The organism is Streptomyces sp. NPDC058620 (assembly GCF_042717135.1).
In the GTDB taxonomy this organism is placed as follows: domain Bacteria; phylum Actinomycetota; class Actinomycetes; order Streptomycetales; family Streptomycetaceae; genus Streptomyces.
Window position 1 is genome coordinate 1 of sequence record NZ_JBHXQO010000092.1, and the last position, 16,350, is coordinate 16,350.

At 70.1% G+C, this 16,350-nt stretch carries 13 protein-coding genes and 2 tRNA genes; 12 read left to right on the forward strand and 3 right to left on the reverse strand.

What is annotated here, in order from left to right; genetic code table 11:
- Positions 1–108: 108 nt before the first annotated feature.
- Positions 109–522, reverse strand: a complete 414-nt coding sequence (locus ACFWSK_RS35875) for an SsgA family sporulation/cell division regulator (RefSeq protein ID WP_003959770.1) — start codon at positions 520–522, stop codon at positions 109–111.
- 190 nt (positions 523–712) lie between these two features.
- On the opposite strand from ACFWSK_RS35875, the gene ACFWSK_RS35880 reads away from it, so the two are divergent.
- From ACFWSK_RS35880 to ACFWSK_RS35910, 7 genes are all read left to right on the forward strand, one after another.
- Positions 713–1,165, forward strand: a complete 453-nt coding sequence (locus ACFWSK_RS35880; protein WP_383795847.1) for a TIGR02611 family protein — start codon at positions 713–715, stop codon at positions 1,163–1,165.
- Positions 1,166–1,219: 54 nt separating this feature from the next.
- Positions 1,220–1,291, forward strand: a tRNA-Val gene (locus ACFWSK_RS35885).
- A 316-nt stretch (positions 1,292–1,607) separates the two neighbouring features.
- On the forward strand, positions 1,608–2,879 hold the full coding sequence (locus tag ACFWSK_RS35890; RefSeq protein ID WP_383795850.1) for an ABC transporter substrate-binding protein: 1,272 nt from the start codon (positions 1,608–1,610) through the stop codon (positions 2,877–2,879).
- On the forward strand, positions 2,879–3,868 hold the full coding sequence (locus ACFWSK_RS35895) for a carbohydrate ABC transporter permease (protein ID WP_383795853.1): 990 nt from the start codon (positions 2,879–2,881) through the stop codon (positions 3,866–3,868). Before ACFWSK_RS35890 ends, ACFWSK_RS35895 begins: the two co-directional genes overlap by 1 nt.
- Positions 3,865–4,725 (forward strand): carbohydrate ABC transporter permease, encoded by an 861-nt coding sequence (locus tag ACFWSK_RS35900; RefSeq protein WP_383795856.1) that lies wholly within the window; start codon positions 3,865–3,867, stop codon positions 4,723–4,725. Before ACFWSK_RS35895 ends, ACFWSK_RS35900 begins: the two co-directional genes overlap by 4 nt.
- Before the next feature lie 8 nt (positions 4,726–4,733).
- A complete protein-coding gene (locus ACFWSK_RS35905) occupies positions 4,734–5,327 on the forward strand; it encodes a hypothetical protein (RefSeq protein WP_383795859.1) in 594 nt (197 codons plus the stop codon).
- A gap of 76 nt (positions 5,328–5,403) precedes the next feature.
- Positions 5,404–8,166 (forward strand): Tat pathway signal sequence domain protein, encoded by a 2,763-nt coding sequence (locus ACFWSK_RS35910; RefSeq protein WP_383795862.1) that lies wholly within the window; start codon positions 5,404–5,406, stop codon positions 8,164–8,166.
- Between the two features lie 28 nt (positions 8,167–8,194).
- Here the strand turns inward: ACFWSK_RS35910 and ACFWSK_RS35915 are convergent, their stop codons facing one another.
- Positions 8,195–10,678, reverse strand: coding sequence for an SCO7613 C-terminal domain-containing membrane protein (locus ACFWSK_RS35915; protein ID WP_383795865.1), 2,484 nt, complete (start codon positions 10,676–10,678; stop codon positions 8,195–8,197).
- 113 nt (positions 10,679–10,791) lie between these two features.
- Between ACFWSK_RS35915 and ACFWSK_RS35920 the strand changes: the two genes are divergently transcribed.
- Both ACFWSK_RS35920 and ACFWSK_RS35925 read left to right on the forward strand, forming a co-directional pair.
- Positions 10,792–11,238 (forward strand): SRPBCC family protein, encoded by a 447-nt coding sequence (locus ACFWSK_RS35920; protein WP_383795869.1) that lies wholly within the window; start codon positions 10,792–10,794, stop codon positions 11,236–11,238.
- A 39-nt stretch (positions 11,239–11,277) separates the two neighbouring features.
- Positions 11,278–11,349: transfer RNA gene (locus ACFWSK_RS35925), tRNA-Val, on the forward strand.
- A gap of 79 nt (positions 11,350–11,428) precedes the next feature.
- Here ACFWSK_RS35925 and ACFWSK_RS35930 read toward each other — a convergent pair.
- Positions 11,429–12,154 (reverse strand): 3'-5' exonuclease, encoded by a 726-nt coding sequence (locus ACFWSK_RS35930; RefSeq protein WP_383795872.1) that lies wholly within the window; start codon positions 12,152–12,154, stop codon positions 11,429–11,431.
- A 196-nt stretch (positions 12,155–12,350) separates the two neighbouring features.
- Between ACFWSK_RS35930 and ACFWSK_RS35935 the strand changes: the two genes are divergently transcribed.
- The 3 genes from ACFWSK_RS35935 (at position 12,351) to thrS (ending at position 16,294) form a co-directional block, all read left to right on the forward strand.
- Positions 12,351–12,947 (forward strand): DUF4365 domain-containing protein, encoded by a 597-nt coding sequence (locus ACFWSK_RS35935; protein WP_383795875.1) that lies wholly within the window; start codon positions 12,351–12,353, stop codon positions 12,945–12,947.
- Positions 12,947–14,206, forward strand: coding sequence for a hypothetical protein (locus ACFWSK_RS35940; protein WP_383795877.1), 1,260 nt, complete (start codon positions 12,947–12,949; stop codon positions 14,204–14,206). Before ACFWSK_RS35935 ends, ACFWSK_RS35940 begins: the two co-directional genes overlap by 1 nt.
- 111 nt (positions 14,207–14,317) lie before the next feature.
- Entirely contained in the window at positions 14,318–16,294 is a 1,977-nt protein-coding gene (thrS, locus tag ACFWSK_RS35945; protein WP_383795880.1) for a threonine--tRNA ligase, read from the forward strand.
- Positions 16,295–16,350: the final 56 nt, after the last annotated feature.

The window sequence follows — 16,350 nt, forward strand, 5'->3', positions numbered from 1 at the left end:
GTCACCGCGGTGGATTCCGCGGTGACGGCGCCGGTGTGTGCCCTATGAGGTTGTCCGCCTGGCGCCGTCGCCCCGAGTCGGACGGCGCCCTGCAGCTTTCGGCCTGGCTCAGCTCTCGGCCAGGATGTGTGAGAGCTCCGTATCGAGGTCGAAGTGGCGATGCTCGGTGCCTGGCGGAACCGCGGCGTCGGTCCTCTTCAGGAACGACTCCAGGGCCCTTGCCGGGGCCTCGAGCAAGGCTTCCCCCTCTGGGGAGCTCAGCGCGATACAGACGACGCCCTGACCGTGACTACGTGATGGCCAGACGCGGACGTCTCCGGTGCCGGTGGGCCTGTGCAGCCCCTCGGCAAGGAGGTCACGGGCGAATACCCATTCGACCGTCTCCTCCGCTCCGGTGTGGAAGGTGGCGTGCACGGCATAGGGATCGGCCGTGTCATACCGCAGGCCCGCGGGTACAGGCAGTGAGGACTCGCTCGACACAACGAGGCGCAGGTGCAGCTCGCAGCTGACCGTGGTGTTCATAAGCGCCAGGGCCTTTCGCTCAGTGTGCGCTCGGGGATTCGCACGTCGGCGAAATCGACATGCCACCTACGGTGGCGTTGTAAACCCCTCTGACCCATTTGTGGCCCTTCGGGTCCCTCGTGCGGCGGTGTGTAACTTTGAGTTATGCGGCCATTCCGGTGACGAGGACCGTTCAGGTAGGTTGGGGACCATGAATGCGGAGAGTGACGAGCGGAGCGAGGCCGCAGTGCGGGCCCCGGAGTCCGCTGCGGGGGGCGCGGTGAGGGTCGAGCGGGAGCTGGGATCGCGGGCGCCGGCCTTCATCAAGGCGTCGAAGCCCCTGCACATGAGCTGGCAGGTCGGTGTCTTCATCGTCGGCCTCGCCGTCGTGGCGGCCGGTGTCGTCATGCTGCCGCTGCCGGGACCCGGGTGGCTCGTGATCTTCGGGGGCATGGCGATCTGGGCGACCGAGTTCGTCTGGGCGCAGCTGGTGCTGCGCTGGACGAGGCGCAAGGTCACGGAGGCCGCTCAGAAGGCGCTCGACCCCAAGGTGCGGCGGCGCAACATCATCCTCACCACGGTGGGTCTCGTGATCATCGCGGTGCTGGTCGCGGTCTATGTCTGGAAGTTCGGGATCGCCATGCCGTGGAAGATCACCGAGTGACCTGGGGCCGGTCCTGGAGCACCGCTGACATGGGGTAATGTTTGCGGTGCGCCCGGGCGATTAGCTCAGTGGGAGAGCGCTTCGTTCACACCGAAGAGGTCACTGGTTCGAACCCAGTATCGCCCACCCGGACAGAGGGCCCGCGAGACTGAAAAGTCTCGCGGGCCCTCTGGCGTTTCCCGGGTCCGGGCAGTCGCGCGGCCTCTGTTCCGGGGTGCCGGCCGCGCACGTCTTCCCGTGACGCCCTGCCGTGTCGCGCCGACCGCTCCCACCTGCGTTGTTGCCTCGCGCTTACCCCCGTGTTTCGTCGAAGCGCTTCAAACGATTCCGTCCCAACCGTTGACGTTGCGGCATCGGGTCCTTAGCTTGTCCCAGCAAGCGCTTTCTTAAACGATTCAATCGACCGTGGCAGCGGGTGCAGCCTGCCCGGAAGGGGTGTGTCATGAGGTCTTGGCGGAGTGCCCAGGGGCTGCGTGCGACCGGTGTGTCCGTGGCGGTTCTGGGGGTGCTGGCCTCCGGCTGCGACGGCGACGGCGGGGGAGCGGGAGCCGGTGGCAAGGTCGAGATCCGCTACTCCTGGTGGGGCGGCCAGGAACGCGCCGAGATGATCAACAAGACGATCGCGCTGTTCGAGAAGAAGCACCCGGACATCGACGTCAAGACCGACTTCCAGGACTACGAGGCGTTCTGGAAGAAGTTCAACACCCAGGCGTCCGCCGGCAACGCCCCCGACGTGTTCCAGAATTCCGTGGCCTTCCTGCGCAAGTACGACGACAAGCGCGTGCTGCTCGACCTGAACGCCCAGGTCAAGGCCGGCAACCTCAGCATGGACAACTTCCGCGCCGGTCTGGAGAAGGCGGGCGACGTCAAGGGCAAGCTCCTCGGTGTACCCGTCGGCGGCAACACCTTCGCGCTCGTCTACAACCCCGCCGAGTACAAGAAGGTGGGCGTGACACCCGCCGAGGGCTGGACCTGGGACGAGTACGACGCCGCCATCCAGAAGATCAGCGAGGGCGGCAAGCTTGCGGGCGACAGCGGCCACGGCGGCATCATGTACCTGTACGACCTCGTGCTCCGCCAGAACGACAAGGCGTTCTTCACCGAGGACGGGCTCGGCTTCACCGAGGCCGACCTCAAGGACTGGTGGACCAAGAGCCACGACCGGACCAAGGCCGGAGTACTCACCGACCCGAAGAAGGCCGAGCAGGCCAAGCCCACGTCCGCGCTCTCCAAGGACCTCTCCGCGGGCGAGTTCACCTGGGACAACTTCCTGGTCAGGTACACCTCCGAGACCAAGGTCCCCCTCGGCCTCGCTCCGATCCCCACGACGGACGGCAAGCGCACCGGGCAGTACATCTCCTCGCTGATGCTCAGCGGCTCCGCCCGTACGAAGCACCCCGAGGAAGTCGCCCAGTTCATCGACTTCATGGTCCACGACCCCGAGGTCGGCAAGATCATGGGCTACGACCGGGGCGTCCTCGCCACGACCGAGCAGTTCGAGGCGTACGAGCCGGTCGGCGTCTCCGCGCAGATCGCCGAGTACGAGAAGAAGGTCGCCGACAACGTCGAGCCGATCACTCCGCATCCGGCGGGCGCCGACATCGCCGAAGCCGCGTTCCTGCGCATCGCCACGGATGTCGTCCTGGGCACGACCTCCGTGGACGACGGCGTCAAGCAGTTCTTCTCCGAGGCGAAGACGGCACTCGGCTCCTGATGGGAACGGCAATGACTGACCTCCAGGCCCCGGCGCCCCCCGCGCGCGAAGAGAGCCCCGGGCAGCCCAGGAAATCCGGACGACGGCCCGCCGCCGCGAGGCGGCGGGCCCGCGGGGAGACCCTCGCCGGCTATCTGTTCATGTCCCCGTGGATCGCGGGCTTCGCCCTCCTCACCGCCGGGCCCATGCTGGCCTCGCTCTACCTGGCGTTCACCGACTACAACCTGTTCGACACCCCGCGGTGGGTGGGGCTGAACAACTTCACCGAGATGTTCGGTGACGCCCGCTGGCAGAAGTCCGTCGAGGTCACCACCTCGTACGTCGTCGTCGGTACCCCGCTGAAACTGGCTGCGGCCCTGGGTGTGGCCCTGCTCCTCACCAAGAAGCGGCGCGGTCAGGGCTTCTACCGCGCCGCGTTCTACGCACCGTCCCTCGTCGGCGCGAGCGTCTCCATCGCCATCGTCTGGCGGGCGCTCTTCTCCGACGACGCGGTCGTCGACCGTACGCAGAAGATCTTCGGTGTCGACGTCGGCGGCTGGATCGGCGACCCGGACATGGTGATCTACGCCCTGGTCGCGCTCACCGTCTGGCAGTTCGGCGCCCCCATGGTGATCTTCCTCGCCGGACTCAAGCAGGTGCCGCGCGAGCTGTACGAGGCGGCGGAAGTGGACGGAGCGGGCGCCTGGCGGCGATTCCGGTCCATCACCCTGCCGATGATCTCGCCGGTGCTCTTCTTCAACCTGCTCCTGGAGACCATCCACTCCTTCCAGATCTTCGCCTCCGCCTACGTCGTCACCAACAGCAAGTGCGGTCCGGCCGATGCCGGTCTCGTCTACACCTGCTACCTGTACGAACAGGGCTGGACGAACCTCCGGATGGGTTACGCCTCCGCGATGGCCTGGATGCTGCTGATCACCGTCGGCCTCGTCACGGCCGTGCTGTTCTGGTCCCAGCGCCGCTGGGTGCACTACGAGGAGGACGCCCGATGAGCGCGCTCATCCACCCGGGGCGGCGGCGCGGCCTGCGCTCGGCCCTCTGGCACATCGGGGCGCTCGCCGTGCTCATGGTGGTCCTGTATCCGCTGTTCTGGGTGATCGGGGGTTCCCTGAAACCCAACGAGGACATCGTCGGCGGACTGGAACTCTTCCCTTCCAACCCGGTGTTCACCCACTACGAACGCCTCGCCGACGGCATCGCCGACATCCCCATCTCGACGTTCTTCGTCAACTCGCTGGTGCTGGCCTTCGGTTCGGTCGCCGGGGTCCTGATCTCCTGCTCGCTGGCGGCCTACGCCTTCGCCCGGATCTCCTTCCGCGGGCGCAACGTGCTCTTCTCGCTGATGATCGGCACGCTGCTGCTGCCGTACCACGTACTGATCATTCCGCAGTACGTGCTGTTCCAGAAGATGGAACTCATCAACACCTACGTGCCGTTGCTGCTCGGCAAGTACCTGGCGACGGACGCCTTCTTCGTCTTCCTCATGATGCAGTTCATGCGGAACCTGCCCAGGGAGCTCGACGAGGCCGCACGGCTCGACGGCTGCGGGCACCCCCGGATCTACTGGCACATCATGCTGCCGCTCTGCAGGCCCGCCCTGATCACCAGCGCGATCTTCACGTTCATCTGGTCCTGGAACGACTTCCTCGGCCCCCTCCTCTACCTCAACGAACCCGAGAAGTACCCCGTCTCCATGGGCCTGAAGATGTTCATCGACCAGGACAGCGCGGCCGACTACGGCGGAATGATCGCCATGTCGCTCCTCGCGCTCCTGCCGGTACTGGCCTTCTTCCTCGCCTTCCAGCGCTACCTCGTCGAGGGCGCGGCGACATCCGGACTGAAGGGCTGAGAAACGCCATGGCCGTACGGTCCGCAGGGCACCCGGTCCGAGGCGCGGGGCGCCCGGAGAAGCTCGCCCGTTTCACGCTGTTCGCGGAATGTCTGCTCACCGGGGTATGGATCACCGTCGCCGCGCTGCCGCTGGTGACCCTGCTGCCCGCGTGCGCGGCGGGCTGTGCCCATCTGCGCCGGCAGCTCGACGGACGGCGGGGCGGTCTGCGGGAGTTCGCCGCCGATCTGCGCGAGGCCGTACGCACCGGCTGGCGGGCGGCCCTGCTGTGGTGGGTGGCGCTCGCCCTGCTCGCCTTCGACTGGCAGGTCGCCAGGTCCGGTCTGCTGCCGGGAGGCCGGCTGCTCGCCGCCGCCAGCGTGCTCGGCGTCCTGGCAGTCGCCGTCGCGGCCCTCCGCGTGGCCGCGGCCTGGCGGCCCGGCGTCTCCTGGGCGCCTCTCGCGCGCACGGGCGCCCGCCGGACCCTGACCGACCCGGCCGGTTCGCTGCTGCTCATCGGCGGGTTCGTCGCACTCGCCCTGACCGCCTGGCAGGTACCGCCGCTGGCCGCGCCCGCGCTCGGCGCGCTCGCGGCGGCGGCCGTCGCCGTCGACCGCCGCTGACCGGCCCCCGCACATCTCCCACCACGCACCAACGCGCGATCCGGCATGCCCAATTTCTGATCGAACTGGAGTCGTGATGTCCCCGATCCCTCGTCGTACCGTGCTCAAGGCCGCCGCCGTCGCCGGCGCGGCGACCCCCTTCTCCTGGGTGCTGAACGACACCACCCGGCCGGCCGCCGCCGCGGGAAGCGCCGCCGAAGGGCGGACCGCCCAAGGACCCGTCGAGATCGGCTGGCTGGAGGACGCCGGGCTCGGGGCCGCTCCGGGCTCCACCTTCGGCGTGCCGTGGGCCAGGGGACAGGTCCCGGCCGGCCAGAAGTTCGCGCTGGCGGCCGCCGACGGCAAGGACATCCCCGTACAGACCTGGGCCACCGCCACATGGCCCGACGGTTCCGTGAAGTGGACCGCCCACGCCGTCGGCCCCGAGGCGGCGGCCGGCAAGAAGTTCACCCTCACCACAACCACCGTTGAGCCCGCCGGGCCGGCGCACCAGGTCGGCGTCAAGAACACCGGTTCCACCATCACCGTCTCCACCGGCGTGATCACCGCCAGGATCGGCAGGGGCGGCTCCCGCCTCATCTCCTCGCTCACCCGCGGCTCCACCGAAATCGCCAGGGACGGCAAGCTCGTCCTGATCCGCCAGGGCGAGATCGAGGACGGCGACCAGGGCCAGGAGAAGTACGAACGCTTCGAGAGCACCATCACCCGGACCGAGGTCGAGCAGAGCGGCCCCGTCCGCGCCGTCGTCCGCGTCGAGGGCAAGCACCGCAGAGGCAGCCGCTCCTGGCTGCCCTTCTCCGTACGGCTCTACTTCTACGCGGGCGCGGAATCGTTCCGCATGGTGCACACCATCACGTTCGACGGCACCCAGGAACCCGGCAAGGCCGACGGCGACTTCATCCGTGGCCTCGGCGTCCGCTTCACCGTCCCGATGCGCGACGAGGCGTACGACCGGCACATCCGCATCGGCGGCGAGGGCACCGGCATGCTCCGCGAGGCCGTCAAGGGCATCACAGGGCTCCGCCGCGACCCGGGCGCAGCCGTCCAGGCAGCCCAGTTCGAAGGGACCAGGCTCCCCGACCCGGCCACCTGGGACCAGCGCGTCACCAGCCGCCTCCACCTCATCCCCACCTGGGGTGACTACACCCTCAGCCAGCTCTCCGCCGACGGCTTCACACTGCGCAAGCGCACGAAGAAGGGCCACGGCTGGATCGCGGCGGGCGGCGGCCGGCGTGCCTCCGGCTTCGGATACGTCGGAGGCGCGAGCGGCGGACTCTCCTTCGGGCTGCGGGACTTCTGGGAGAAGCACCCCGCCCAGCTCGACATCCGCGACGCCCACACCGACGCCGCGGAAGTCACCCTGTGGCTCTGGTCGCCCGAGGCCGAACCGATGGACCTGCGCTTCTACCACGACGGCCTCGGCCAGGACACGTACGCCGAACAGCTCGAAGGTCTCAACATCACCTACGAGGACTACGAGCCCGGCTTCGGCACCCCGTACGGCATCGCCCGCACCAGCGAACTCCTCTTCTGGGCCCACGACTCCACGCCCAGCGCCGAAGCGCTCGGCCGTGAGACCCAGGCCGTCCGCACCCTCCCCCAGCTCGCAGCGCCGCCGTCCCAGCTCATCGAGGCCAGGGTCTTCGGCGGGCTCTTCTCGCCGGTCGACCGCTCCACCCCGGCCAAGGCGAAGATCGAGGACCACCTCGACTTCCTCTTCACGTACTACAGGGACCAGGTCGACATGCGGCGCTGGTACGGCTTCTGGGACTACGGCGACGTCATGCACTCGTACGACCCCGCCCGCCACCAGTGGCGCTACGACGTCGGCGGCTATGCCTGGGACAACTCCGAACTCTCACCCGACCTCTGGCTCTGGTACGCCTACCTGCGCTCCGGCCGCGCGGACATCTTCCGCTTCGCCGAGGCCATGACCCGCCACACCGGAGAGGTCGACGTCTACCACCTCGGCCAATGGGCCGGACTCGGCACCCGGCACGGCATCCAGCACTACGCCGACAGCGCCAAGCAGCAGCGCATCGCCAACACCACCTACCGCCGCATCTACTACTTCCTCACCGCCGACGAACGCGTCGGTGACCTGATGCGCGCCAACGTCGACTCCGACGAGACCTTCCTCGTCCTCGACCCGATCCGCAAGATCCGTACCGAGCCCTACACACCCGACCGGCACGCCCTCTCCGTGGGCTTCGGAACCGACTGGAGCGGCCTGGTCTCCGCCTGGCTCACCGAATGGGAACGCGGCGGCCCGCAGGCGGACAAGGCCAGGGCCAGAGTCCTCGCCACCATGGAGACCATCGCGGCCCAGCCCAACGGATTCGTCCAGGGCACCGGCCTCTACGACCTCGACACCGGGAGGTTCGCGATCGCCGAGAAGCCCGCGGTCAGCGTCTCGCACCTCTCCGCGGTCTTCGGCCTGGGCGAACTGTGCGCCGAACTCATCGACCTCGTCGACATGCCGGAGTTCAAGAGCGCCTACCTGGACTACTGCCGGTACTTCAACGCCACCAAGGCGGAACAGGCCGCTCGTTACGGTTCGAACTTCGGCAACCTGCTCCTCTTCCAGGGACACTCACGGCTCGACGCGTACGCCGCCGTGCAGACGGGCGACGAGAAGCTCGCCGCCCGTGCCTGGGAGAAGTTCTACAACAGCGACGGATACCGCGAATCCGCCCCCTGGAAGACCGAGAAGCTCACCGGCCCCGTCACCACCGTGCCCGGCAGCGAGGCCAGTTGGGTCTACACCAACGACACCGCGCTCTACGGACTCGCCGCCATCGAGAACCTCGCCCTCCTCGGCGACCGAATGCCGGCCTGAGACCCCGGGGCCCCTGGGACCGGACGCGTCACCGCATCCGGCCCAGGGCGTCCCTGAGCCGCCGCGCATCCCGCAGCCGCTGCTCGTACGTGGCCCCCACCACCAGGAGCAGCACCCCTGCCAGCGCGGGTGGCAGCCAACGGGGCAGCGCACCGGCCACCTGCACCACATAGGGCGCCAGCTCGTGCAGCGCGACCAGTGCCAGCACCGCACCGCCCAGCAGAAGCAGCGCCTGGAGCCGGAACCGGGCACCCGCCAACGTGATCACCAGAGCCACCAACCCCAACAGCAACGGCCGCACCCAGTCCGGGTCGGCCCACGTCGCGAGGAGACTCGGCACCAGCGTCGCCGCGAGACCCGGACCGTACGCCGTCCACGACGAAGCCGCCGGATCACGGCGCCGCCGCAGCACACCGACCACGAGCGCCGGCACCGTCACCGGCAGCGTGTACGCCTCCGGGACCGACACCTCGGACGCGGCCAGCCGCACCCAGGTGGCCGCCACGAACAGGACCGCCGACAGGTACCCGGCGATCCGCCTGCGCTCCGGGCGCACCGCGGTGCCCGCCGCCAGGACGCCGCACAGCGCCAGCACCAGAGCCAGGAACGGCGCGTCCGGCACCGCCATCACCACCGCGATCACCGCACCGAACGCCCCCGTGAGCTCGACCGCCGCCCCCACCGGGCCACCCCGCAGGCGGAACCCGAGCAGCACGGTCACCGCGGGAACCGCGAGCACGACCGGCGCGCCCTCGTACGCGGCCAGACCCAGCGACGTGCCGGACGCAGACGCCACCACGATCCCGCACAGCACCGCGACACAGGCGAACACCACCCGCACCACGGTCACCCGCGACCGGACCGCCGCGCCCACGAACAGCACCAGCAGCGTCCCGAACACCGCGTAGGTCGCCGGCTCCGCGGCCAGCGACAGCACGCCCACCGCAGCCGACCCGGTCAGCGCACACACCATCGCGGTCACCGTCACACCGGACAGCGAGACGGCCGCCGCCCCGGACAGACCACGCACCGCCACCGCCAGCAGCGCGGCCACCAGCACCATCTCCACCACCACCGCCGGCACGTACCCGGCATCCAGAGCGGCCGGCAGCACCAGCAGCGCGGCCCAGCCGAGACAGAGGCCACCGGCCGCCGCCGCGCCGCGCCACCCCGCACCGGACGTGACCGGCGCCCCGGGCGTACCCGCGACCCTCGCGGGCCCGTACCGGTGCGCCACACCCAGCACACCCGCCACCACCGCGAGTACCACCGGGGAAGCCGCCATGCCCGACCACGGCACCGAAACCCCCATCGCCGCCCGGACCCCGTCCGGAGCGCCCGACCACACGTCCGTCAGCAGCGACATGGGGCCCAGCAGCACCGCGGCCACCGGAGGAAGCGCCCACAGCACCGCACCCGCGACCACCATCCCGGCGGCGGTCAGGACACCCCGCTCCGCGTGACGCGGGACCCGAGCCCTGAGTGCGGCCAGGAGCACCACAGCGCACACCAGATACGCCACGACCGACCAGTCCTGCGGCACCGCCGTCCGCAGCACACCGCCGACCGCGGCCAGCGCGGCCAGCCCCGACAGGCAGCCCGCGACCAGCGCGAACTCCCGCCGGGCCCGCCACGCCCCGAACAACGCCACCGCGGCTCCGGCGAGCAGCAGGCACCCCGGCCCCGCCGCGGACAGCGGCCCGTCGGCCGACACCGACCGCACCAGCCCCAGCAGCAGCGCGAGCAGCCCGGTCACCGCCGCACCGGCACCCGCCGTGACCCGCACCGCGAGCCCCTTGCCCCACAACGCGACCGCACCGTCCGCGGCAGCGGTCACCAGCAGCGCCCACCCGAAGGCGAGCACCGGCGCCCCGGCCGCCCACGCCCACAGCACCAGAGGCAGCTGACCGGCCACCACGGCGGCGGGCAACGGCAGCCGCAGCCTGCCCAGTGCCAGCCCGTACCCCGCCCACCCCATGGCCAGCACCGCCGAGGCGACGGCCGCGAACACGAGACCGTCAGCGCCCGGCGCCGCCACCGCGTGCAGCGCGTACGCGTCGAGCACCGTCAGCACCAGAGCCAGCGCGGCCAGCGCCTCGGCAGTCGACGACAGCCCGCGCTTCAGCAGGACCGCCGGGGCGACGAGGGCGCCGACCGTCACAGCGGCGAGCACGGCGGAGCGGCCACCGATTCCCATGGCACCCCAGCTGACCAGGGTGAACGCGATCGCGGCGATGATCAGCAGCAGACCGCCGAGCGACAGCAGCACGTTCTGCGCACTGCGCGGCGGAGCCGCCCGGCCCGGGCCCCCGGGGCGCAGCGGGGCGGAGTAGCGCCCGGCCGGCTGCGGCGCGCGGTGCGCGGGGAAGGGCGGGAGGGGCGCGGTCTGCTGCTGCAGCACACTCAGCAGCCAGGAGCGCCGGTTCAGCAGCTGGACCCTTCGGGTGTCCAGCTGCACCAGTTCACGGTCGAGGAGCGCCAATTCCTCGGCGGGTGGCGGCAGATGTTCCATGTCCGCGAGTGTGGCCCCCACCACACCCTCGTACATGCGCTCGGATACTCAGTTTCCGCGATGTCCCGCACGTTCTTCGACTGAGTAGCCGCCTCAACGCGCAGACTGGACCCATGGACTGGAGTCACTACCGTTTCACGAGCGTCTGGGACGTGCCCGCCCCGCCGGACACCGTCTACGACGCACTGGAACGCGCCGAGGACTATCCGCAGTGGTGGCCCCAGGTCCGTGCGGTCACCGCCATCGACGCCACGAGCGGAACCGCGCGCTTCCGCTCGTTCCTGCCCTACGAGCTGGTCGTCACCGCGAACCAGAGCCACCGCGACCCGCGCTCCCGGGTCCTCGAAGTGACGATGACCGGCGATCTGGAGGGCTGGGCCCGCTGGACCGTCGCTCCGCGCGCCGGTGGCAGCAGGGCCACCTACCAGCAGGAGGTCGTCGTCCGCAGGGCCCTGATGCGGCGCCTCGCCGTGCCCGGACGGCTCGTCTTCCGCGCGAACCACGCGCTGATGATGCGGTCGGGACGCCGCGGACTCACGGCCCGGCTGCAAGGAGTTTGAACCCAGCCCGCAGAGCCCTGTATGGTTCATCCCGTTCCCGGGCGATTAGCTCAGTGGGAGAGCGCTTCGTTCACACCGAAGAGGTCACTGGTTCGAAACCAGTATCGCCCACCGGGAAGAGCCGGTCCGTCAGCACCACCGACGGGCCGGCTTTCGCGTTCCCGTACGCCGGGAAGACGCAACCCCGGCCTCAGGCCGCGGCGCGCAGCTCCGGGCGCAGCGGCCACGCGGGGTCCACCACCTCCGGCGTCCCGCTCTTCGCGAACCACGCCTGCAGACCGCGCGCCTGTGCCGCGTGCCACACGGCCTGCAGGGTGTGCAGCTCGGCCGGTGTCAGCCGCTCCAGCCGTCCGGAGAAGCGCCGCCCCACCGCCCGTACCAGCTCCATCGAGGCCGCCGCGTCGGCCGCGGCATCATGAGCCCCGTCCAGCACCACTCCGTACTGCTCGCACAGATCCGTCAGTGTGCGACGGCCCTTGCGATACCGGTCGAGATGCTTGTCGAGCACGCGCGGATCCAGCACGCACAGCGGTGAGTTCTGCGTATAGCGGCTCAGCGACGACGCCCGGTGCCGCTTCAGTTCCCGGTCCAGCAGCGTCAGATCGAACGGAGCGTTCATCACGACCAGCGGCCGCCCCGTCGCGCACTGCTCCGCCAGCGCCCGGGCTATCTCCTCCACCACCGGCGCGGGCCAACGGCCGTTGCGCTGGAGGTGATCGTCGGTCAGGCCGTGGATCTCGGTCGCCCCCGCGGGCACCGGAACCCCCGGATTGACCAGCCAGCGGGTGACCCGTGTGCGCCCGCCGGCGGTGTCCTGGACGACGAGAGCGGCCGAAACGATCCGGTCCTCCTCGACATCCACGCCTGTCGTCTCGGTGTCAAAAGCGGCCAGCGGCCCTTCGAACCAGTGCATCATCCCCGAACTCCTCGCACCTGCACGGCAGATGGAATGATTCCTCTGCCCGGAACGGTGATACCCGGGGTGTTTGCCTGATACGCCGTTTGCGACCCGTCTCCTGCGGTGACAACACAGGTGACGGGAACGGAAGTTGACCTGCCCGTCGGCAGAGGCCGGACAACCGGTCGGCACAGCCCGGAAGGCACACGGAGCCATGGCGCTCGCGCAGCCGAACCCAGGGGGCCCCTCCCGCGCCGAAGACCACGGAGGGGTACTGCCGGCGCAGCGGACCACACCGCTGCGCGGCACCCTCGCCACCACCGCCTGCATGGAGACCCTCCAGGTGGGCTACTTGCACGCGGTAGCCGCGGCGGCGGGATGCTCCCTGTCGCAGCCGTTCCCCGACAACGGCATCGACTGGCACGTCAGCCACGGTGCCCCGGACCACACCGTCGACGACGAGGTGACCATCAAGGTGCAGCTCAAATGCACCTACCAGATCCCCTCGCACCCACCCGGCCCGGCGTTCTCCTTCACGCTCGACAACGCCCACCTCGTGAAGCTCGCCCGGACCCCCGTGTCGGTGCACAAGATCCTGGTCGTGATGCTCGTGCCCCGCAGCCAGGAGGACTGGCTGCGGGCCGGACACGAGCAACTCGACCTGCGGCACTGCTGCTACTGGACCAACCTGGCGGGCCACGCGGTGACGGGCCGGCACAGGACCACCGTGCGCATCCCGACCACGCGGATCTTCGACGACCGAGCACTCTGCGAGATCATGGCCCGGGTCGGGGCGGGAGGGAGACCCTGATGCACCGGTCGACGGACGAACCGTTCCACGGAGCGACGCCTGCGGGCCCACGGCCACACCCGGGAGAACATCCGGACGCACCGCGGGCCACCGGGGACATCCCCGATCCCGCCCTCGTCGACCCCGCCGTCCTCGGCGCGCTCCTGGACCGGCACGGCTGGCAGCGGCGCGGCGGAGCGGCGGGACGCTACAGCCGCTGGACACCGCCCGGACCGTCCGGCGGCGCCATGAGCCTGCTGGTGCCCGAAACGGCCGCGTTCCCGGACAGTGAGGACCTCATCGGCGAGGCCCTCACCGCGCTCGCCCGGAGCGCGGCCCCTTCCGCCAGGGACGTCCTCGTCTCCCTCGCGGTGCCCAGCGACGAGATCCGGTGGTGGCGCGACGTCCCCGAGTCGGCCGCCGGGGCCGCCGGAGCGGCCGGCTGGACCGAGGACGAACACCTGCGCTCGGCGGCCCGCCAGATCCTGCTGGCCGGCGCCCTGGCCGTCCGCGCGCCCGCCGGCTACCACGGCAACCGCCACCGCCGGAAGGCCCAGGCCGCTCTGGACGGCACCCTGGTCGGGCCCGCGCCGGGCGGACGCAGGCTCACCGCCTTCGTGCCCGTCGCCTCGGGGCGGGCCGTCGCCGTCCAGCTCTACCAGGCCCTGCACGCCACCCGGGAGGCCGTCGACTACCAGCGGGCGACCGGAGGCATGGACGCCTTCGACACCGCTGTCGCCGCGGGCGTCAGCCGGGAACTGACCGAGGCCGTCATCGCCCTGGTCCGCGGCTCCGAGGGGGCCGGGATCGCCCTGGAGTGGGCGCCGGCCGCCGGTACGCCCGAGGGCTGCCCCGCCCGCCCCGCGCCCGTCGAGTTCTCACCCGGCGACCTGCCGGCCCTGCGCAGGGCGGGCGCCCGCTATCTCCAGGACGAGCCCGCCGTTCCGGTACGGATCACCGGCGCCGTCGTCCGGATGCGCCGCTCCGGGCCGCGCGGCGCCGGGATCGTACGGCTGAGCGTGCTGGCGGGCGCCGAGGTGGCCCACGTACGGATGGAGCTCGACGAGGAGGCGTACCGCATCGCGGGCCACGCCCACCTGGTCGGACTGCCGATCCGGGTGGAGGGGCGGCTGGAGAGCCGGGGAGGCTTCCGCCGCCTCAGCGGGGCCTCGCAGGTGGCTCCGGTCCAGGTCGACGAGACGGAGCGGGACCGGCTGATGAAGTCGCTCCAGGAGAACCTGGACTTCTTCGAGGAGGCGTGCACGGGGGAGGAGACCTAGGGCGTGTCCCGGCCGCGCGGTATCCCTTTCGCTAAGGGGGCCCTCCGCTCGGTACGATTCGTCTTGCGCGCGCGATACGAAGCGCCGCACCCCCTCAGTCAGGAGAGACCGGTGTCAGACGTCCGTGTGATCATCCAACGCGATTCCGAGCGGGAAGAGCGCGTGGTGACGACGGGGACTACGGCGGCCGAGCTCTTCCCCGGTCAGCGCACCGTCGTTGCCGCGCGTGTCGAGGGCGAGCTGAAGGACCTCGCGTACGAGCTCAAGGACGGCGAGACCGTCGAGCCCGTCGAGATCTCCTCCGAGGACGGCCTCAACATCCTGCGGCACTCCACCGCCCACGTCATGGCGCAGGCCGTGCAGGAGCTGCACCCCGACGCCAAGCTGGGCATCGGCCCGCCGGTCAAGGACGGCTTCTACTACGACTTCGACGTCGAGAAGCCGTTCACGCCCGAGGACCTCAAGGCCATCGAGAAGAAGATGCAGGAGATCCAGAAGCGGGGTCAGCGCTTCTCCCGCCGGGTCGTCACCGACGAGGCCGCCCGCGAGGAGCTCGCCGACGAGCCGTACAAGCTGGAGCTCATCGGCATCAAGGGCTCGGCGTCCTCGGACGACGGCGCGGACGTCGAGGTGGGCGGCGGCGAGCTGACCATCTACGACAACCTGGACCCGAAGACCGGCGAGCTGTGCTGGAAGGACCTCTGCCGTGGTCCGCACCTGCCGACCACCCGGTTCATCCCGGCGTTCAAGCTGATGCGGAACGCCGCGGCGTACTGGCGGGGCAGCGAGAAGAACCCGATGCTCCAGCGCATCTACGGGACCGCGTGGCCCACCAAGGACGAGCTCAAGGCGCACCTGGAGTTCCTGGAGGAGGCCGCCAAGCGCGACCACCGCAAGCTCGGCAACGAGCTGGACCTCTTCTCCTTCCCCGACGAGATCGGCCCCGGCCTCGCGGTCTTCCACCCCAAGGGCGGCGTCATCCGCCGGGCCATGGAGGACTACTCGCGGCGCCGCCACGAGGAGGAGGGCTACGAGTTCGTCTACAGCCCCCACGCCACCAAGGGCAAGCTCTTCGAGAAGTCCGGCCACCTGGACTGGTACGCCGACGGCATGTACCCGCCCATGCAGCTCGACGACGGGGTGGACTACTACCTCAAGCCGATGAACTGCCCGATGCACAACCTGATCTTCGATGCGCGGGGCCGTTCCTACCGCGAACTGCCGCTGCGTCTCTTCGAGTTCGGCACGGTGTACCGGTACGAGAAGTCGGGTGTCGTCCACGGTCTGACCCGCTCGCGCGGCTTCACGCAGGACGACGCGCACATCTACTGCACCAAGGAGCAGATGGCGGAGGAGCTCGACAGGACGCTCACCTTCGTCCTGAACCTGCTCCGTGACTACGGTCTGACCGACTTCTACCTGGAGCTCTCCACCAAGGACCCGGAGAAGTTCGTCGGCTCGGACGAGGTCTGGGACGAGGCCACCGAGACGCTGCGTCAGGTCGCCGAGAAGCAGGGCCTGCCGCTCGTTCCCGACCCGGGCGGCGCCGCGTTCTACGGCCCGAAGATCTCCGTCCAGTGCAAGGACGCCATCGGCCGTACCTGGCAGATGTCGACCGTGCAGCTCGACTTCAACCTGCCGGAGCGCTTCGACCTGGAGTACACCGGCCCCGACGGCACCAAGCAGCGCCCGGTCATGATCCACCGCGCGCTGTTCGGTTCCATCGAGCGCTTCTTCGCGGTGCTCCTGGAGCACTACGCGGGTGCGTTCCCGGTGTGGCTGGCCCCGGTCCAGGCGGTCGGCATCCCGATCGGCGACGCGCACATCCCGTACCTCCAGGAGTTCGCCGCCAAGGCGCGGAAGCAGGGTCTGCGCGTCGACGTCGACGCTTCCTCCGACCGGATGCAGAAGAAGATCCGCAACCAGCAGAAGGCCAAGGTCCCCTTCATGATCATCGCGGGCGACGAGGACATGGCCAACGGCGCCGTCTCCTTCCGCTACCGCGACGGTTCGCAGGAGAACGGCATCCCGGTCGAGGACGCCCTCGCCAAGATCGCGAAGGCCGTCGAGGACCGCGTGCAGGTCTGACCGCACACCGCAGGAGGCCCCCGGAGCGCTGATCGCGGTCGCTGTTGGACCAACAG